Here is a 19,364-nt window from a genome sequence, read left to right as displayed (position 1 = left end):
GATCAGGCCGTGTCCAAATGTCAGACCTGACCCTGAAGTTTTTCACGCGCCCCGCCAAAAAAAAGCCCGCGAGATCGCGGGCTGAAGTCACAGCAGGAGTCGATCAGAACTTGTAGCGCAGCCCCGCCAGGAACTCGCGGCCGGTAACGTTGTTCACCACCACGCTGTTACGCGCACGGCTGATGAACTGGTCGTTCGCTTCGTTGGTCAGGTTCACGCCTTCCAGGGTGAATTCCAGGTGCTCGTTCCACTTGTACGACAGCGACACGTCCACGTTGAAGGTTTCGTTCTTGCCTTCGACGTCGTTGTTGTTCTGCCCTGGTACGCGGGTGATGAAGGACGAGCGCTTGGCGCCCGACAGGCGTGCGCTGAACTTGCCGTCGTCGTAATAGACGGTGGCGTTCCACGATTTCGGCGACAAATTCAGCAGGTCGTCGACGATGCGCTCGTTGCTGGTCGGCGATACCGCGTATTCGATCTTCGAGCTCACCTTGGTGTAGTTCAGCAGGGTGCCGAAGTTCTTGCCCCAGCCCGGCAGGAAGGTGAAGGGCTGCTGGTAGTTCAGCTCGACGCCTTTCAGCTTGCCGCCATCGGTATTGATCGGCGCCGTGACCTGGAACACTTCCTCGCCGCTGAAGTTGGCCGGCAGCAGCGACAGCGGCAGGCCGGTCTCGCGGAAGGGCACGTTGGTGCGCAGCGACTGGATGTAGGTGTCGATGTTCTTCTGGAACAGCCCGATGCCGACGAAAGCCTTGTTGGCGAAGTAGTACTCGAAACTCGAATCGAAGGTCTTGGCGCGGAAAGGTTTGAGCAGCGGGTTGCCGGTGGTGATGGTCAGGGTCCCGGTGGTGGCGATGGTGCCGCCCGGCGACAGGAAGCCCAGCTGTGGACGGGTCATCACCTTGGCGGCGCCGAAGCGGACGATGAAGTCGCGCGTCAGGTTGGCGGCCAGGTTGAACGAGGGCAGGGTGTCCTTGTACTCGTGGTTCACCTTCACCGCGGTACCGCCGCCGGCGGCCTGGTAGCCGATCGCTTCCAGTTCGGTCTTCACGTGGCGGGCGCCGAAGTTGCCGCGCACCGGGATGTCCCACAAATCGTACTTGAACTCGCCCATCAGGTAGAAGCCGCTGTCGCGCTCGGTGACGGTGCGGTTGTTGCCGCGCGCGTTGCCGTTGGTGATCGAGGACAGCGTGAAGTCGCCCGGGCCGCCCGCAGGGCCGGCCTTGATGCAGTTGCAGTAGATGTCGTAGGCAGCGGCGATGGCGTTCAGGTTCGGGATCACCCAGCCGGTCACGTTACCGTTCGGCATATCGAGGCCCTTGCCGAAGCCGGTCACGGTGCTGGTCAGGCCGGTCGCGCCTGCGCTTGGTGCGAAGATCGTGTCGTTCTGGTTCACGCGGCGGAATTCATACGTGTCCGACGAGTATTTCTTCTTGTTGACGCCACCCTTGAAGGTCAGGCCCTCGGCCGCTTCCCAGGCCAGGTCGAGCTGGCCGACGTCGTTGACGTTGGTCGCGCCCTGCGGACGGATGCGGATCTCGCTGGTGGTGGTGTTGGCGACCGTGGTCGGCTGGGTGCCGGTGGCCACCTGCGGCACGCCGATGATGCCCAGCGCGCCATTGGCGGCCATCGGGTCGAACGGGTAGGTGATGATGGCGTTGCGGTCGCCGTTGCGGAAGTCGAGGGTGTAGCCGTTGACGTTGAGCGCGTCGAGCGTGACCGTGGTCTGCACCGGGTTGCGGAACTTCGAATTCGCGCGGCCCACCTTGGCGCTCATGCTCAGGGTGTCGCTGATCTTGTGTTCCAGGGTCAGGGTCGGCTGGGTGAAGGTGGTGGTCAGCTCGTCGAAGCGCGACTCGGAGCGGATGTCCACGCCGTTGTACTTGCCGTACAGGAGGGCGCCGTTGGGCGCGTACTGCGCCTCGACCACGCTGATCTGCGGCTTGCCGCCCTGGGTGGCGCTGCGGCTGAACGAGATCGCCTCCAGGAAGTCTTCCTGGCGCGTGGCGTCGAGCTTCGAGTACAGCATGTCGAAGGTCAAGAGGGTGCCGCGCTGCGGGCGCCATTGCACCGACGCGGTCAGGCCCAGGCGGTCCTGGTCGTGGGTCAGGCGGCCATAGCGCGGCAGGCGCGGATGGAAGTTGTTGATGTTGCTGGCGGCGTTGTAGGCATCGGTGGCGGCCCGGGAAGCCGGCAGGCGCGGCACGCCCTGCGCGGCCGGGCCGCAGGTGGTGGCGGTGGAGGTGGCCGGGTTGTTGGCCACGCCCATCGGCGCGCACCAGCCGCCGGACGACGGGCCGTTATCCCAGCGCACGGTGGAGAAGCCGTCTTCCAGCACGCGCCGTTTCGAGAACGCGCCCGAGACCAGCACGCCCAGCGTGCGGTCCATGAAGGTATTCGACAGCATGAAGGCCAGGCGCGGATCGATCTTCTCGGAGCCGTCGTTGTACTTTCCCTTGGCCGCGATGGTGGCGTTGAAGCCTTTCAGGTCGAAGGGGCGCAGGGTCTGCAGGTCGACGGTGGCGCCGAGCGAGCCTTCGTCGACATCGGCCGAGGAGCTCTTGCGCACCGTGAGTGAGCTGAACAGTTCGGAGGCGAACACGTTGAAGTCGAAGCCGCGGCCGCGGTTGGTGCCGCCCGAGCTGTCGGTGCCGCCGGTGGTGGCCAGGCCCTCGATGCCGTTGATGCGCACGCGCGTAAAGTCCTGGCCCAGGCCGCGCACGGTGATATTGCGGCCTTCGCCGGCGTCGCGGTCGATCACCACGCCCGGCACGCGCTGCAGCGATTCGGCCAGGTTCGTATCCGGGAACTTGCCCATGTCTTCGGACTTGATGACATCGACGATGCCGTTGTCGGTGCGCTTGGCGTTCAGTGCGCTCTCGAGTGAGGCGCGCAGGCCGGTCACCTGGACCGTCTGCAGCTGCTGGGTTTCTTGTGGCGGGGTCTCGGCCGCGGTCTGGGCGTAGGCAACGCCGATCGAGAGGGCGGACACCGAGGCTGTGCCGAGCAGGCACATGGTGAGTTGGCGTAAAACTGCACTCTGGTACTGTTTTTTCATGCTGTCTCCATGCGTTTTTATCCAGGCGGGTGCAAGTCTGGTGCCCACCACAGCGGCTTTTATAATTTGGTCAGGCCGGTTTCTGGATTTTAAGGCAATATTGCGCTTTCTGGTCAGTCCAATTTAAATAAATATGTAAATTGGTCTGCCCACGCAGGGGGAGGTAGTACTTAAGGAAGAGATGGACAGACCCGGGCATGGCGCCCGGGTCTGGGGTGTTTACTGCTGTCGCGCCAGCGACACACGCACCGGATTGCCCGCACGCGCCGCCGTGTCCTGCGCCAGGCGCTGCCACTGCTCGAGCGTGGTGATCTCGCCACCGCGGCTCCAGGCGCCGCCGGCGTAGTAGCGCAGCGGCTTGCCGGAAGAAGCCTTGGCCAGCACCAGCTCATTGAGCGCGTCCTGGGTGAAGCCTTCCGCGCCCGGCAGCACCACCGCCGTGCCGAAGGCGCCGTTGCTCTTCTGCTCGACCCACTGCAGCAGCACCGCGCCTTCGCGCTTGACCGTGATCGACGGGTTCTGGCCCTTGTCGCTCGGGGTCTTGTTCAGGCCCACGGCCACCGTGATCGGGGCGTCGCCCGCGTACTGGAAGGTAGAGTCGATGCGGTCGAGGTAGTGGCCGGCGTCGACGGTGAAGCGCTTGATCTCGCTCACTGGCGTGCCGGCCGCGTCCCAGCTGGCGTAATGCAGCTCGAACACCGCGCGCACCGGGCCGTTGGCCAGCACCTTCCACGACGCGTAGTTCACGCTCGTGTAGAGCTGCTTGCCGTCCCACACGCCGGTGCCGCCCGCCCCGCGCGACTTGCCGACGTTGTACATGTCCATGCCTTCGCCTTCGTCATGGTGGTAGTGGTCGTGGCCCTTGTTGTACCAGCGGTCGACGATCGGGTAGGGCACCCGCTTGAACCACAGGTCCAGGCCACTGGTGACCAGCACTTCCTTTTTCACGTCCGGCGGCGACGGTGCGGCCAGCGCCGGCCCGTAGGTACGGTGCGCGACCTTGTCGTTCTCCCAGGCGAAATCGTCGAGGCGTTCCGGCACGTAGCGCGCGAAGGACTTCGGTGCGAACACCGGCGCCACCGTGTCGATCTTCTCGACCGTGAAGCTGGCGCTCTTCTCGCCCGCTGCGAAGCTGTGCTGGAACAGCAGTTCGCCGTAGGCGGCGCCCACGCCCTGCGGGTCCTTGGCCAGCGGGGCGACGTTGGTCACCTGGTAGGGCAGCACGCGGCCCTTGGCGTCCTTGATCGCGATCTTCTGGATCAGCGCGCCCGGCAGGGCGGCGTTGACCTCGCTCCACGGGATCGTGATGGTCTCCGAGGCGCGCGCGGTCGGCAGGTCGTGCTGGACGGTCACGGCCAGGCGCTCGGCAGCCTGTGCGCCGAACGCGGTGGCTAATGCAGCTGCAAGGATCAGTGGTTTCATGTTCACCTTAATGATGTTCGCGGTAGTCGGTCTGGCCGCCTTTGGGCATGTAATGATACGTGCGAACCTTGTGCTGCACCTCGAAAGCCGGGTTGGTCACCAGCTTGATGATCTCGGCGCCGGCCATCAGGGTCGGGCCGTAGCCGTGCAGCGCCTCGGCGCTGGTGGGGCGATGGTAGTAATAGACCATGTCGCCGGCCAGCGTGGTGCCGACGCAGGTGCCTTCCACTTGTCCCTTGGCGGTGATGCGGGTCGACAGCCCCGCCCAGCCGGCCTGCGCGATCGAGCCGTAGGTGGTCGGGCTGACCCAGCCCTGGTTGACCGCGTGCGCGATCACGTAGGTGAACATGGCGCTGGCCGAGGTCTCGAGGTAGGAGTCGTTCCGGTCGAGCATCTGGTGCCACAGGCCGCTGCCGGACTGGCGTTCGGCGATGCCCTTGATCGATGCGCGCAGCTGCGCCAGCACCTTCGGGTAGCCCGGATGGTCTTTCGGCAGCACGTCGAGCAGGTCGGACATCGCCAGCACCGCCCAGCCATTGGCGCGCGCCCAGTAGAAGCGCGGCGCGTCCGGCAGGTTGGCGTGCCAGCCGTGGGTGTACAGGCCCAGCTCGGCGTTGAACATGCGGCTCGACATGCCCATCACATTGTTCACGGCGTCGTCGAAGTGCTTGCGGTTGCCGGTCAGGCGGCCCATCTCTGCCAGCGCCGGGATGCTCATGTACATGTCGTCGGCCCACAGCGAGACTTCCTGCGGACGCTTGCGCGCCATGGTGCCGTCGCCCAGGCGGAACTGCTTGTTGATCACCCAGTCGCTGCAGGTGTCGATCATGGCCTTCAGGTCCGGGCCCACCTTGGCAAGGCGCGCGCGAATCAATGCCGCGCACATCGAGCCCGAATCGTCGAGCGAGCGCGGGTCGAGGAAGCGCGAGAAGCTGTTGGCGCGCTCGAGGTGGAACTTCTGTTCCTGGGCGCGGAAGTAAGGCAGGGTTTGTGCGAAGAAGCCGAAGTGGCGCTGGGTCATGGCGGTGAAGCTTTGGTCGCCGGTCGCTTCCGCTGCCTTGAGCAGGCCGGAATGGACCACGCCCATCTCATAGACCTGGATGCCATAGTCGCCGTCGCTGGGCTCGAAGATGGCGTCGGCGTTCGGGGTCTTCAGGTCGGTGATCGGCTGTTTGGTGCGCTTGCTGATGATGCGGGTCGGCGTGGTGGCGTCCATGTGGGCGCGGATCGCCTTCAGCTGGGCGGTTACCTCGGCCACCACCGGCTTCTTGTAAGGGACCGGATAAGTACCTTCGCCCTTGTCCTTGGGGTTGGTGTTGTCGGGATTGCGGTATTGGCCTTCGGCCAGGGCAGGGCCGCAAGCAAGCGCGCAACCCAGTAAGGCAGCAACCGAGGCTGCCAGCAGTGTCGTCTTCATGTGTCTCCGTCGTCGTTGTTGTACAGCCGCGTATTGGTCAGGCCATTCTAATTTGGTCAGGCCAAAATCGCAAGGTGGACTAGCCGATTTGAGAAGTTGTATGGCATACTGAAAAAGACCCCACCGAAAGGCACTACAACATGAACACCCAAGTTCCGCGCACCATCCGTATGCAGGCCAGCGACAATGTCGCGATCGTCGTCAACGACGGCGGATTGCCCGCGGGCACCGTCTTCCCCGACGGCCTGGTCCTGCTCGAAGCCGTGCCCCAGGGGCACAAGGTGTCGCTGACCGACCTGGCCGAAGGCGAGGCCGTGATCCGCTACGGCGTGACGATCGGCTATGCCAACGGGGCGATCCCGCGCGGCTGCTGGGTGTCCGAGCGCGTGCTGCGCATGCCGGAGGCGCGTTCGCTGGACAACCTGCCAATTGGAACCCGCGCCATCGCCGCGGTGCACGACCTCGAAGGCTATACCTTCGAAGGTTACCGTAACAAGGACGGTTCGGTGGGAACCCGCAACATGATGGCCATCACCAGCACGGTGCAGTGCGTCTCGGGCGTGATCGACTACGCGGTCAAGCGTATCCGCGAAGAGCTGCTGCCGCGCTACCCGAACGTCGAAGACGTCGTCGCGCTCGAACACGTATACGGATGCGGCGTCGCGATCGACGCGCCGGGCGCCGAGATCCCGATCAAGACCATCCGCAACCTGTCGCGCAACCCGAACTTCGGCGACAGCGTGATGGTCGTGAGCCTGGGCTGCGAAAAGCTGCCGCCGGCGCGCCTGTTCCCGGCCGGCGCCATCCCGATCGGCAATGCCGAACCGTCGGTCGTGACCCTGCAGGACCAGCAGCACGTGGGCTTCATGTCGATGATCGATTCGCTCATGTCCACCGCCGAGAAGCACCTGCAGGAACTCAATGCGCGCCAGCGCGTCACCTGCCCGGCCTCAAGCCTGGTGGTGGGCGTGCAGTGCGGCGGCAGCGATGCCTTCTCCGGCGTGACCGCCAACCCGGCGGTGGGCTTTGCCACCGACCTCCTGGTGCGCGCCGGCGCGGCCGTGATGTTCTCGGAAGTGACCGAAGTGCGCGACGGGATCGACCAGCTGACCGCGCGCGCCGCCACCCCGGAAATCGCCGCGGCGATGGTGCGCGAGATGCAGTGGTACGACGATTACCTGGTGCGCGGCGGCGTCGACCGCAGCGCCAACACCACGCCCGGCAACAAGAAGGGCGGCCTGTCGAACATCGTCGAAAAAGCCATGGGCTCGATCGTCAAGTCGGGCACCACGGCGATCACCGGCGTGCTCTCGCCAGGCGAGAAGCTCCAGCAGAAGGGCCTGATCTACGCCGCCACCCCGGCCAGCGATTTCATCTGCGGCACCCTGCAGATGGCAGCCGGGATGAACGTGCACATCTTCACCACCGGCCGCGGCACGCCCTACGGCCTGGCCGCGGTCCCGGTCATCAAGGTGGCCACGCGCACCGAGCTGGCCAACCGCTGGCATGACCTGATGGACGTGAATGCCGGCCGCATCGCCAGCGGAGAGGCTACTATTGAGGATGTGGGCTGGGAGATGTTCCGCCTGATCCTCGAGGTGGCGAGCGGGCGCAAGACCTGGGCCGAACACTGGAAACTGCATAATGCGCTGGCGCTGTTCAATCCTGCGCCAGTGACCTGATGAATATTTGTAGGGTGGCCGGCTTCGCCGGCCGCGCGTTCAACGTACCGATGCAAGCCTTGGGAGCGGGCCGGGAGACGTGATCCGAACGCGCGGTCGGCATAGCCGACCACCCTACGCAAACAAGGAGTCCTGAATGACCGAAGCTGCAAAGGGTAAACCGTTCAAACGCATCCTGCTGACCGGCGCGGCCGGCGGCCTGGGCAAGGTGCTGCGTGAGCGCATCAAGCCATGGGCCGACGTGGTGCGCCTGTCTGACGTCGCCGACATGGGCGAGGCCGGCCCGGGCGAGGAAATCGTCCAGTGCGACCTGGCGGACAAGGAAGCGGTGCTCAAGCTGCTCGAGGGCGTGGACGCGGTGCTGCACTTCGGCGGCATCTCCACCGAAAAGCCGTTCGAGCCCATCATGCAGGCCAACATCCTGGGCGTGGCCAACCTGTATGAAGCCCTGCACAAGGCCGGCACCAAGCGCGTGATCTTCGCCAGCTCGAACCACGCGATCGGCTACCACCATGTGAACACGGTGCTCGACGCGAATTCGCCGACCCGCCCGGACAGCTACTACGGACTGTCGAAGGTCTTCGGCGAGCAGATCGCCCGCTACTATTTCGACCGCTTCGGCGTCGAGACCGTGTGCGTGCGCATCGGCTCGAGCTTCCCGGAGCCGGCCAACAAGCGCATGATGAGCACGTGGTTTTCGTATGACGACCTGGTCGAGCTGCTGCGCTGCTCGCTGTTCGCGCCGCGCGTGGGCCACACCATCGTCTACGGCATGTCCGACAACGACAGCGTCTGGTGGGACAACCGCCTGGCGGCGCACCTGGGCTACAAGCCGAAGGACAGCTCCGCGCAGTTCGCCCACCTGTTCCCGGATTCGTCCGAGTTCCCGGCCAAGGACGACGTCACCACCATCTACCAGGGCGGCAAGTTCCTGCTCGACGGGCCGCAGTACTGACCGATGTTGGAACGGCTCGCGCTGCGTAATAGCAGCCTGCTCGCCGAGGTCCTGCCGCAGGTCGGCGGCGGCCTGGCGCGGCTGGACTGGTTGGGCGAGGGTGGGCAAGCCCCCCTGCTGCGCGGCCTGCCGCACGATGTGGCGGACCTGCCCATCCCCTCGCAACTGGCCTGCTTCCCGCTGCTGCCCTGGTCGAACCGGATGGCGCCTTCCGGCTTCCAGTTCGAGGGCCGGCGCCACGTGCCGGCGCCGAACCGGGCAGGGGAGCCCTGCCCGATCCATGGCGACGCCTGGCAGCAGCCGTGGCAGGTAGCGTCCCATTTCGACACTTCGCTGGTCCTGACGCTCGACCGCACCAGCGCCGCTCCCTTCGCCTACAGCGCCGAACTGTGCTACACCCTCGTCGACGATGCGCTGGTGCTGGAGCTGGCCGTGTGCAATGCGGGCGAAGTCGCGCTGCCCTTCGGGATCGGCCTGCACCCCTGGCTGCCCGACCCGCAGGGAGCCCGGCTCACGGCCGGCGCCAACAGCGTCTGGATGGCCGGTCCCGACAAGCTGCCCGTAGTGCGCCAGGATATTCCGTCCCACTGGCGTTTCAACGTGCCGGCGCCGCTGCCCCAGGACGGCGTCGATCATGTCTTCGAAGGCTGGCATGGCGCCGCCCGGATAGCCTGGCCGGCGCGCGGCCTGGCGCTGGAACTGCAGGCGGACATGGATTACTTCATCCTCTACGTTCCGCCGGGCCGCGATTTCTTTTGCTTCGAGCCGGTGGACCATCCCATCAATGCGCACAACCTGCCCGGCTATCCGGGCTTGACGGTGCTGGCGCCCGGCGCCACGCTGCGGCGGCGCTGCGCCTTCCGGGGCATGGCGCTGTGAAGCGGCTGTCATGGAGCCTGCTGCTGGCGCTGGCCGCGCTGCCGGCGGCTGCGCAGTCGACCTACAACGCCGACACCACCTACCGCAAGCTGGTCGCCCAGTACCCGTTCATCCGCATCGCCAGCAGCGACGCGGCGGCGCCGGTACAAGTGCGCAAGGACCTGGTGTACCTGCAGCGCGACGCCGTCTCGCTGGCGCTCGACCTCTACCTGCCCGGTCCTGCCGGCGCGCCGGCGCCGCTGGTCGTGCTGGTGCATGGCGGCGGCTGGGGCAGCGGCGAGCGGACCAATATGGCGCCGCTGGCAGCGCGCCTGGCCGCACGCGGCTATGCGGCGGCGACGGTCAGCTACCGGCTGTCCGGCCAGGCGCGGTATCCGGCCGCGATCCACGATGTGAAGGAAGCAGTGCGCTGGCTGCGATCGCATGCCGCCAGCTTCGGCATCGATCCCGCGCGGGTAGCGATCGCGGGCGGCTCGGCCGGCGGCCAGATCGCCGCGCTGGTGGGCATGCTTGATCCGCAGGCGATTCGCGCCGTGGTCAATATCGACGGCCTGTCCGACTTCACCTCGCTTGAAGCGCGCAAGCACGAGGACGATCCGGCCAAGAACCCCTCCGCCGCCGGCGCCTGGTTCGGCGGCCGGTATGCCGAGAAGGAAGCGCTGTGGCGCGATGCCTCGCCCATCACCCATGCCGGCAAGGGCAGCCCGCCGGTGCTGTTCATCGTGAGTGGCGTGCCGCGTTTTTCGGTCGGCCGCGAGGCGATGGCCGCGAAGCTCGCCACGCATGGCATCCAGACCGACACGGTGGCGCTACCCGGCACCCCGCATTCGTTCTGGCTGTTCGACCCGTGGCTGGCGCCGACGGTGGATGCGATGGACGCCTTCCTCCAACAGATATTCAAGACACACCGGCGCGCCGGCTAAGGTAGGCATCGTCCTGCCGGCGTGGCTGCCTGAGGTCTGATTCGCAGCAACGCGGCGTTCAAGAGTAGAATCCGGTCTCGATACTACAAGGACGAGCAATGAAAAAGACTGACCTGGCAAAGAGCGACGCCAAGAAACTGATGAACCAGATGGGCAAGGGCGCGGCCATCGGCGCCCCCGGCAAGAGCGCCGCCCCGGACCGCCGCGAACAGCGCGAACGCGAACGCGCCCTCGGCCTGGTGCCGTTCGCCGTCAAGCTCAACGGCGACCTGGTGCAGCAACTGCACGCGCAAGCCAAGGAACGCGGCGTCGAGCTCAACGAGCTGGTTGCCGAGCTGCTGCAAAAAGGCCTGTCCGCCTGAACTGCGAACTTCGGGGTCAGGTCTGACATTTGGACACGACCTCGGCTGTAACACCCGCCACGGCCACGATGGGGATGCGATGACAAGCGGACAATGCCTTAAAATCATTGCCCTGTGTGTGGGAATGTGGGAGGCGCTGCCGGCCACTGCGCAAGCCCCTCAAGTTGCCGGGCGCGTCGAGCGCCTGCTGACAAAGTCGCCCGTGATCGACGCCCACAACGACCTGCTGTGGGAGCTGCGCGACCGCTACGGCAGCGACCTGGCAAAAATCGATCTGCAGTCGGATACCTCGCGCCTTCCGCCCACCCCAGGCGTGCCGGTGGACCTGCCGCCCCTGATGACCGACCTCCCGCGCCTGCGCGCCGGCCACGTGGGCGGGCAGTTCTGGTCCGTGTGGATTCCCGGCAGCGTCACCGGGCCTGCCGCCGTCAAGATGACGCTCGAGCAGATCGACCTGGCCAAGCGCATGGTGCAGCGCTATCCCGAACACCTGGGCATGGCCTACACGGCCGACGATATCGAGCGCGCCGGCAAGGCGGGGCGGATCGCTTCGCTGCTGGGCATCGAAGGCGGCCACCAGATCGACAATTCGCTGCCGATGCTGCGCCAGCTGTACGCGCTGGGCGCGCGCTACCTGACGCTCACGCACACCTCCAACAACGCCTGGGCCGATGCCGGCACCGACAATCCGGTCCACAAGGGTTTGAGCCCGTTCGGCCTGGCCGTGATCCAGGAGATGAACCGGCTCGGCATGGTCGTCGACCTGAGCCACGTCTCCAGGGCGACGATGCTGGCGGCATTGAGCGCCAGCCAGGCGCCGGTGATGTTCTCGCACTCCAACGCCCGCGCCCTGGTCGATCACCCGCGTGGCGTGGACGACGAGGTACTGGCGCTGGTGGCGAAGAACCGGGGCATCGTGATGGTCAACTTCAATCCCGGCTACGTGTCGCAAGCCGTGGCTACCTACGAGGCCGCGCTGGCGGCGGAGCAGCGCCGCTATAACGCGCCGCCCTATGCGGGCCTGTACATCGGGCAGCCGGAACGCGCGGCCGCCGCGCTCGAAGAGTGGAAGCGCAACAACCCCGCGCCGCGCGCCACCCTGGCGATGGTGGCCGACCACATGGATCACATCCGCAAGGTGGCGGGCGCGGACAGCGTCGGTATCGGCGGCGACCTCGATGGCATCAATGACACCCCCGACGGGCTGGATGGCGTAGACAAGTATCCGCGCCTGTTCGACGAGCTGGCCCGGCGCGGCTGGAGCGACGCCGACCTGGCCAAGGCGGCGCGCGGGAATATCCTGCGCGTGCTGCGCCGGAACGAGGAAGTGGCGAGGCAGCTGCAGGCGAAGCCGGCGCCGCCAGACGCCGTCTTCACCCCTTGACTGTCGAGGCCGTGTCCAAATGTCAGACCTGACCCCGAAGTTGGTTTACGCGGACAGGGTGGCGTTGTGGACCTTGCCGGCGATGGTCACGTTGCTCAGCTTGACGTTGCGGACGTTGTAGAGGTACCAGGGCTGGGCGGCGTTGACCGGGGTGCCGAAGTCGCAGTCGGTGATGGTGACGTCGCGAATCGGGAAGATCTCGGCTGGCTGGGGGCCGTTGTAGTCGAAGGCGACCGGGCCCAGCAGCAGAATCGCCTGGTAGCACGAGCGCGGGCCGTCCTTGGTCGCGACGTTCCCCACTTTCACGCCCGAGATGTGGATGTTCTCCACCGCCGGCGGACGGGTGCGCACATTGTCGGCGTTCGGGTCGTAGTCGCAGTCGATGGTGACCACGGCGCCGGCCGACGAGCCGACCGATTTCTGCGGGATGGGCGAGCCGGGCAGGGGCTTGTAGAACTGGGGCTTGAGGTTGACGCCGTTCGGCATGGTCACGTTGCGCACGTAGAAGTGGCGCAGGAAGCCGCCGCGGTTCATGTTGGTCTTCATGCGGATCGCGGTGTTGAGCGGGTCGGTGGCCCAGTTCGCGTTGCGGAACTCGATGTTCTGCGCATACACGTGCTGGATGCCGCCCGACATTTCGCTGCCCAGGGTCACGCCCCCGTGGCCGCTGTTCATGATGCAGTTCTGGATCACCACGTTCTGGGTCGGGCCGTATTGCGTGTCGCGGTTCTTGCCGGCCTTGATCGCGATGCAGTCGTCGCCGCTATTGAAGGTGCAGCCGTCCACCAGGACCGTGTTGCAGGCTTCCGGATCGAAGCCGTCGCTGTTCGGGCCCATGCTGTCCAGGTGCACGTTGCGGAACTCGACCTTGTTGCAGTTGACCGGGTGGTGCAGCCAGAATGGCGCCTGGTTGATCTGGTAGCCCTGCATCAGCACGTCCGTGCAACTGATGAATTCGACCATGCACGGGCGCAGGTAGTGGCCGCGCCCGAAAATGCGCTTGGCGACCGGGACGCCCGCTTCCGACAGGGTCGGCAGGAAGACTTCGTCGGTACGCCACCTGTCGCTGGTCCCTTCCAGCAGCGCGACCTGCGCCGGCGTCAGGCCGGGGACGATGTCCTTGATCGAGGCCGGAGTGCGCGGGTTGACGACGGTCTGGGCCTGGTGCTGGTTCGGGCCCGCCTTGCGCTTGCCCTTCCAGTCCCACCAGGTGTCGCCGTTCGCCTGCGGGACGCCGCCCTGGCCGTCGAGGATACTGGTCCAGTCTTCGCCGGTGAGGGCGATATTGGTCTGGTTGTAGGCATAGACCATCGGCGAATAGTTCAGGCAGTCGTTGGCCTGCCAGCGCGAGATCACCAGCTTGCCGCTCGCGCCGCAATCGAACTCGCCATACTTGGCGAAGTCGTCGGGGTCGTTGCTGAAGTAGACGTGGGCGCCCTTGGCCAGGTGCACGTTGACGTTTGACTTGAGCACGATCGGGCCCTTCACCAGCCAGCTGCCGGCCGGGATGACCACGCGGCCGCCGCCGGCGGCGCTGCAGGCCGCGATGGCCGCGGCGATCGCGGCGTAGCAGTCCTTCGCGCCCGGCGCCGGGGTGCTGACCTGGCCAAGCTCGTGGTGGGCCACGAAGCCCTCGACCATGATCGCCTTGCACGGCTCGGCGCCGTAGGCGGTAACCAGGAAGTCCTGCTTGCGGAATACCAGCGGCTTCTTGAACTGGTCCATGATGCCCTGGGCGCGCGCCCAGGCCTGCTCGATTGCGGTGCTTGCGGTGGCGCCGGCGGCCAGCGCCTGCGGGCCCACGGCGAGGCCTGCCACCGATGCCGAAGCGGCGCGCAGCAGCGAGCGGCGTTGCGGGTTGGGGTGCCTTGTCGTCATATCGTCTCCATCAGCTAGTTGAATTCGTCGACCGGCTCGTCGTCCGGTGCTGGTATCGCCAACTCTACAGAAAAACAGGGTGGACGGGAGATCCCGGCCACCCTGAGTCCTGTCACGCTCTACATGCGCTTAGAACGCGTAGTCCGCGCGTACCGTGAAGGTACGGCCGATCGGCTTGGCGACGTTACGTGCGAACACGACGCGCGAGCTGAGGCGCTGGTTCGACAGCGGCGGGTCTTCGTCGAACAGGTTGTTCACGCCGGCGCCGACCTTGAGCTGCTTGTTGACCTTCCAGCTGGTCGACAGGTTGTAGACGCGGTACGGCGCGATCACGTTGAAGAACGGCTGGCCCGGCTTCTGGGTCGCCAGCGCGTTGGTGTCTTCGTAGCTCGACGAGTACTGCTGCGTCAGCTGGGCGAAGAAGGGACCGTAGGCCCAGTTCACGCGCGCCTGGTGCTTCCACTTGTACACATAGGTATTGGAGGAAGTGGCGCCGGTGGCGAGCGCGCCGTTCTTGCCCACGCTGTCGGTCCAGGCGCCGCCGGCTTCGTTCTGGCCCTCGTACTTGTCGGTATAGGTCCCGTCGAGCGAGAAACCGAAGCGGCCGTAGCTGGCGGTCGGCAGCGAATAGTTCAGGGCGATGTCCACGCCCTGGGTACGCAGGCCGCCCATGTTCAGGCGCGTCTTGGTGATGTAGGCCAGGGTGCCGTTGGCGTTACGCACGAACAGGTCCTGGTACTGGCCCAGGTTGTTGAAGATCGTATCTTCGGCCACTTGGGCGATGGTGCCTTCCATCTCGATCTTCCAGAAGTCGACGGTGGCCACGAAGTTCTTGACCGGCTCGATGACGACGCCGACGGTGAAGGTCTTCGACTTTTCCGGTTCCAGGTCCGGGTTGGCGCCGGTGAGCGTGGTCAGGCGGGTGTTGCAGACGCGGCTCGCGTCCAGGCCCAGGCCGGCGTAGCGCGGGTCGGTGGTCAGGGTGCCGGTACCCGGCACGCCTGGGGTGGCGCTTGGGCACAGCAGCGGGTCATCCCAGTTCGAGGTCGACGGGGTCAAGGTGCGCGGGGTGCCATACAGTTCCGGCAGGGTCGGCGCGCGGAAGCCCTTGCTCACGGTACCGCGGAACATCAACTCCTTCATCGGCTGGTAGCGGAAGCTGGCCTTCGGGTTGACGGTCGAACCGAAGTCGCTGAAATGGTCGGCGCGCACGGCGAAGTTCAGGTCCAGCGTCTTGGTCACCGGCGCATCGAGTTCGGCGTACATGCCGGCTACCCGGCGCGAGCCGCTCGGGTTGCGGCCCGGGGTGCCCGAGACCTTGTAGACGACTTGGTCGCCCAGCATGTTCATGTTTTCTTCGAAGGTCTCGCGGTGCCAGTCGGCGCCCACGGCCAGGCCCAGTGCGCCGCCGCCGAGGTCCATCAAGGTGCGCGACAGGTTGACGTCGGCGCCGTAGTAGCGCACGTCGGCGCTGCGGTATTCGAGGCCGTCGGCCGAGATGCTGTCCAGGTAGGCGCGGCCGGCAGTGTCCTGCGGGCCGAACGGGTTCAGGGTGCCGTTGGCGACCCCGGCGTACAGGCCCGGGGTGCGCACGAAGTTGTCCTTGAAGCCGATGTTGCGCTTGCTGTAGGCGTAGGACAGGCCGCCGCGGTAGTCCCAGCCCTTGAACTGGCCTTCGTCGGCGACCACCAGGCGGTGGTTGAGCTGCTCGTCGTGGGTGGTCACGGCGCCCAGTTCGTCCAGGCTCCAGGTCAGCGCCAGGTCTTCGCCGTTCAGGCCGGCCACGGCCGGCACGCCGCCGCTGCCGCCCGGGTACCACTTGCTGGCGCGGGTGATCATCAGCGGCACGCGCGACGCGGTCAGGCGGTCGTAGTCGGTGTTGGCGCCGAAAGGCTGGGGCGCGTCGGACGCATCGATATAGGACTTCGACAGGTTCAGTTCCACGCTCAGCAGCCCGCCGTCGCCGTGCGCCAGGCTGCCGCGGGTGAACAGGGTGGTCTGCTGCGCTTCCGGCAGCAGTTCCGGGTAGATGGTCGGGTCGGTGATGCAGGTCTTGGCGCCGTTGGCGTTGGTGCGGGTCGACGGCAGCGTGGTCTGGTTCGCCAATGGGCTCACGCAGCCGGCCGCGAAATACGGGTTGCCGGTGATGTTGGCGCTGCGGCCGTTACGGTAGATCGTGAAGTTGGCCGGCGACGAGGCGCCGCCCGAGGTGTTCGCGGTGAACGGCGTGCCGCCCAGTTGCGCGATCAGGGCCGGGTCGGTGATGTTCGGGCGGTCGCGCTGCAGCAGCGAATCGCGGCGCTGGGTGTCGAAGGCGGTATAGATGTTCCAGCCGTCGGTGGCCAGGTCGCCCTTGCCGGCCACGAAGCCGGCGCGGCGCTGGGCGCCCCCGCCCGACTGTTCCGGCTGCACGGTGCTGGCGCTGACGGTCACGCCGGTGATCGATTTCTTGGTGATGAAGTTGACCACGCCGGCGATCGCATCGGTGCCGTACAGGGCCGAGGCGCCGTCGCGCAGCACTTCCACGCGCTCCATGGCGGCCATCGGGATCACGTCGACGTTCACCGAGCTGTCGCCCAGCGCTTCGTTGGCCAGGCGGCGGCCATTGAGCAGCACCAGCGTGCGGTTGGTGTTCAGGCCGCGCATATTGATCATGGTGCCGCTGCCGCCGCCACCCACCGGTTCGTTGGTCGAGGCGACCGTCAGGGCCACGGCGACTTCCGACATCGTGGTCAGGCCGCGCACCAGCAGCTCTTCGGCCTTGATGGTGGTGACGGGCAGGGCGTTTTCGGTGGCGAGGCGCTTGATCGAGGAACCGGTCACTTCCACCCGCTGCATCGACGCATCCTGCGCGGCTGCAGCGTTGGTCAGGGCCAGTACTGCGACGGCGACTGCCGAGAGCAGGAAGCGTGGTTGGGCCAGGCGTTGCCCGGTAATGCTGTTCTGGTGTTTCACTGATGTCTCCTGCGTGTGATCGTGCGTGCGTCCGGGTGTGAGCCCCTGGATCGAACGAATGGATACCCGTGCAAAGTGCGGTCGCCCGTGCAAGCCGGGTCGTGTGTGACGGCCCGGCAGGCGATTGGTATGAATTTGATTGTACTTTGGTCCGACCAGTTCTGCAATCTGGACGAGCCAGTTATTTTTCTGGTACGAACGCATTGCCAAGCATGCAAGCTTGCGGGGAGGCGAGAGGGCGATCGGGACCAGGCGCCGACCGGCGCCGTGCTGGAAAGGAGAGGGCCGGGCGGACGCCCGGCCAGCGGAAGATCAGCCGCGCGAGAAGGTGCGCGTGACGCGGTCGAGGTGGGCGCGCATGGCGGTGCGGGCGCCGGCGACGTCGTGCGAGGCGATCGCCGCGAAGATGTTGCGGTGGTCGATCAGGGTCTGCTGGCGCAGTTCCTCGGTCTGGAAGTGCTCCTTGAGCTTGTGCCAGAGCGAGCCGCGCTGGCTCCACAGGTATTCGATCACGCCCACCATCGCGCTGTTGCCGGTGGCGCGGGCGATCGCCAGGTGGAAGTTGCGGTCGGCCGACTCGTTGCCGCTGCGCTCTTCGTGGTGCTGTTCCATCTCTTCGACGGCGCGCAGGATGGCGTCGATGGCCGAATCGCTGGCGTGCTTGGCGGCCAGGGCGGCGACTTCGACTTCGATCAGGCGGCGCGCGGCCAGCACTTCGAAGGGGCCGGGACCGGCCGTGGGCACATCGGCCTGGGGCGTGGCCTGTTCGCTCACATACACCCCCGAGCCGCCGCGCACCTCGACCTTGCCGCCCAGTTCCAGGGCGATCAGGGCTTCGCGCAGCGAGGTGCGGCTCACGCCGAGCTTGGTCGCCAGCTCGCGTTCGGCCGGCAGGCGTTCGCCCGGCTGGATACTCTCGGCGCGGATCAGTTCCTCGATCCTGGCCGAGACCACCCGGTACAGCCGTGGCTCGTTGACGCTGGTTTCGTTCAGCGCAGGGGGTTTCTTCATGGGTGCTTCGTCCTGATTAATTGGTAGCCGGTACCAAAACTAGGGAATCTTAGTTTGGTATGGTTAATGTTGCAAGTGGACTAACCAATTAATTGTAAACGGCTGCCCTCAAGGCTGGGGCGTAACGATCATCGCCATGCTGATGGCCCCGTCGCCGTCGCCGACCCGGAGGCTGGCACGCTCGCCGACTTGTACCAGCAGCTTCGGCGTGGTCACCAGCGCCGCGCCCTTGAACAGCTTGCCGTCCAGCCAGACCTTGTCCGGCGTGGCGGCCGGATTCACCACCATGTCGAGACGCCATTCGCCCGTGCTGATGCTGAATTTCTCGCCGGCGGGGGTGACCACGCGCGGGATGGCTTGCTTGCCGCTTGTTTCGAAGCCTTCCGCCTTCAGTTCGAAGGTCACCGGCGCCGGGCGCCCTTCGGCGATGGCGATCGACACCGAATAGCGGGCCACGCTGGCGGCGTGTTCGGCGCGCACGCCCAGCGTGGCGCCGCACGCGGCCACGGCCAGCAGGGCAAGGATGCGGCGGCCGGCGAGGCGGCGAAGGGGGCCGGGCGAGGTGTGCTGCAGGCTCATGATGCGTTCCTTGGTGGGGTGGGGGGATTGCCAGTGGCAGTGGATCCCGGTCGCGGCGACGGCGCCGCTATGGGATTTGAGCAGGGCTGCGGCATAGGTGCGGCGCTGCTGCAGGTAGTGCCGCATGACGCTGGCGTCGCAGGCCAGTTCCTGGTCATGGCGCAAGCGCCGTGCGCCCAGGTGGGCAAGGGGATTGAACCAGAATACGCATTGGAACAAGGCCACCAGCAGGTTGATACGGGCGTCGCCACGGTCGATGTGGGTCTGCTCGTGGGCGATCACCAGGGCCTGCTCGGAGGGCGGAGCGGCACCAGCAGCCAGGCCTGGTAGGCGAGGGCGGCGCCGAGCCAGCGCCGCAGCGGCCTGCCCAGGGCCAGCAGCACCAGGATCGCCAGGCCCGTGCACAGCGCCGCGCGCAGGATGAGGGCCATCACTTCACTTGCCATCATCGAGCTCGTCGATCACCTTGCGCAGTTCCTGGATATCGGCCTGCGACAGCTTGCGCTGGCTGCCGAAGTGGGCGACCAGCGGCGCGATGCGTCCGCCGAACAGGCGCTGCACCAGGCTTTCGCTTTCGCGGGCGAGCCAGGCTTCGCGCGGCAGCACGGCGCAATACAGGAAGCGCCGCCCGTCCTTTTCGGCGGCGATCGCACCTTTTTTCAGCAGGCGGTTGAGCAGGGTCTTGACGGTGGCGCTCTGCCAGTGCTGGCTTTCATGAAGGGCGACCACGACCTGCTCGGCCACGATCGGGCCGGGCGCACGCCACAGTATTTCCATGACGTGGGATTCGGCGTCGCTGATGTTGACCGGTGCGGGTGTTGGCATGGCAGTTCCGTTTACATGTGTAATCTTCGCTCAT

The 19,364-nt window shown here is 66.2% G+C and carries 15 protein-coding genes; 6 read left to right on the top strand and 9 right to left on the bottom strand.

Translation table 11 applies throughout. From position 1 onward, the window contains the following. Window positions 1-103: 103 nt before the first annotated feature. The 3 genes from BM031_RS17140 to BM031_RS17130 all read right to left on the bottom strand — a co-directional run bounded on the left by BM031_RS17140 (window position 104) and on the right by BM031_RS17130 (window position 5,897). Complete coding sequence (locus BM031_RS17140) at window positions 104-3,058, bottom strand: TonB-dependent receptor (protein ID WP_218147620.1); 2,955 nt, start codon at window positions 3,056-3,058, stop codon at window positions 104-106. A gap of 219 nt (window positions 3,059-3,277) precedes the next feature. Next, window positions 3,278-4,480, bottom strand: coding sequence for a BT3233 family polysaccharide utilization protein (locus BM031_RS17135; protein WP_091875831.1), 1,203 nt, complete (start codon window positions 4,478-4,480; stop codon window positions 3,278-3,280). Window positions 4,481-4,487: 7 nt separating this feature from the next. Then, the gene (locus tag BM031_RS17130; RefSeq protein WP_091875781.1) at window positions 4,488-5,897 is read right to left on the bottom strand and encodes a glycoside hydrolase family 88/105 protein; all 1,410 of its coding nucleotides are present in this window, start codon (window positions 5,895-5,897) and stop codon (window positions 4,488-4,490) included. A 140-nt stretch (window positions 5,898-6,037) separates the two neighbouring features. Here BM031_RS17130 and garD point away from each other — a divergent pair, with 140 nt between their 5' ends. The 6 genes from garD to BM031_RS17100 all read left to right on the top strand — a co-directional run bounded on the left by garD (window position 6,038) and on the right by BM031_RS17100 (window position 12,082). Beyond that, window positions 6,038-7,579, top strand: coding sequence for a galactarate dehydratase (gene garD, locus BM031_RS17125; protein ID WP_091875780.1), 1,542 nt, complete (start codon window positions 6,038-6,040; stop codon window positions 7,577-7,579). 136 nt (window positions 7,580-7,715) lie between these two features. Further along, a complete protein-coding gene (locus BM031_RS17120) occupies window positions 7,716-8,534 on the top strand; it encodes an NAD-dependent epimerase/dehydratase family protein (RefSeq protein WP_091875779.1) in 819 nt (272 codons plus the stop codon). A gap of 3 nt (window positions 8,535-8,537) precedes the next feature. After that, window positions 8,538-9,413, top strand: a complete 876-nt coding sequence (locus BM031_RS17115) for an aldose 1-epimerase (protein WP_091875778.1) — start codon at window positions 8,538-8,540, stop codon at window positions 9,411-9,413. Beyond that, the gene (locus BM031_RS17110; protein WP_229408963.1) at window positions 9,410-10,336 is read left to right on the top strand and encodes an alpha/beta hydrolase; all 927 of its coding nucleotides are present in this window, start codon (window positions 9,410-9,412) and stop codon (window positions 10,334-10,336) included. The genes BM031_RS17115 and BM031_RS17110 overlap by 4 nt, the downstream gene beginning before the upstream one ends. A 98-nt stretch (window positions 10,337-10,434) precedes the next feature. Then, window positions 10,435-10,698, top strand: a complete 264-nt coding sequence (locus BM031_RS17105; protein ID WP_091875777.1) for a hypothetical protein — start codon at window positions 10,435-10,437, stop codon at window positions 10,696-10,698. A gap of 79 nt (window positions 10,699-10,777) precedes the next feature. After that, the gene (locus BM031_RS17100; RefSeq protein WP_091875776.1) at window positions 10,778-12,082 is read left to right on the top strand and encodes a dipeptidase; all 1,305 of its coding nucleotides are present in this window, start codon (window positions 10,778-10,780) and stop codon (window positions 12,080-12,082) included. A 45-nt stretch (window positions 12,083-12,127) separates the two neighbouring features. Here BM031_RS17100 and BM031_RS17095 read toward each other — a convergent pair whose 3' ends face one another. The 6 genes from BM031_RS17095 to BM031_RS17075 all read right to left on the bottom strand — a co-directional run bounded on the left by BM031_RS17095 (window position 12,128) and on the right by BM031_RS17075 (window position 19,330). Further along, a complete protein-coding gene (locus tag BM031_RS17095) occupies window positions 12,128-13,960 on the bottom strand; it encodes a glycoside hydrolase family 28 protein (RefSeq protein WP_091875775.1) in 1,833 nt (610 codons plus the stop codon). Between the two features lie 129 nt (window positions 13,961-14,089). After that, window positions 14,090-16,915, bottom strand: a complete 2,826-nt coding sequence (locus BM031_RS17090) for a TonB-dependent receptor domain-containing protein (RefSeq protein ID WP_177207802.1) — start codon at window positions 16,913-16,915, stop codon at window positions 14,090-14,092. Between the two features lie 312 nt (window positions 16,916-17,227). Further along, window positions 17,228-17,926, bottom strand: a complete 699-nt coding sequence (locus tag BM031_RS17085; RefSeq protein WP_091875773.1) for a FadR/GntR family transcriptional regulator — start codon at window positions 17,924-17,926, stop codon at window positions 17,228-17,230. Window positions 17,927-18,034: 108 nt separating this feature from the next. Then, window positions 18,035-18,787, bottom strand: a complete 753-nt coding sequence (locus BM031_RS17080; RefSeq protein WP_218147618.1) for a M56 family metallopeptidase — start codon at window positions 18,785-18,787, stop codon at window positions 18,035-18,037. After that, the gene (locus BM031_RS25790) at window positions 18,784-18,954 is read right to left on the bottom strand and encodes a M56 family metallopeptidase (RefSeq protein WP_218147617.1); all 171 of its coding nucleotides are present in this window, start codon (window positions 18,952-18,954) and stop codon (window positions 18,784-18,786) included. The genes BM031_RS17080 and BM031_RS25790 overlap by 4 nt, the downstream gene beginning before the upstream one ends. Then, window positions 18,941-19,330 carry a BlaI/MecI/CopY family transcriptional regulator gene (locus BM031_RS17075; protein WP_091875771.1) on the bottom strand — a complete coding sequence of 130 codons (390 nt, stop codon included), beginning with the start codon at window positions 19,328-19,330 and terminating at the stop codon, window positions 18,941-18,943. The genes BM031_RS25790 and BM031_RS17075 overlap by 14 nt, the downstream gene beginning before the upstream one ends. Between the last annotated feature and the right edge of the window lie 34 nt (window positions 19,331-19,364).

The sequence above is a fragment of the Massilia yuzhufengensis genome (assembly GCF_900112225.1).
In the GTDB taxonomy this organism is placed as follows: Bacteria; Pseudomonadota; Gammaproteobacteria; order Burkholderiales; family Burkholderiaceae_D; genus Telluria; species Telluria yuzhufengensis.
Note: the sequence above shows the minus strand (reverse complement) of the source record. Positions and strands in the feature narration are given on the sequence as shown.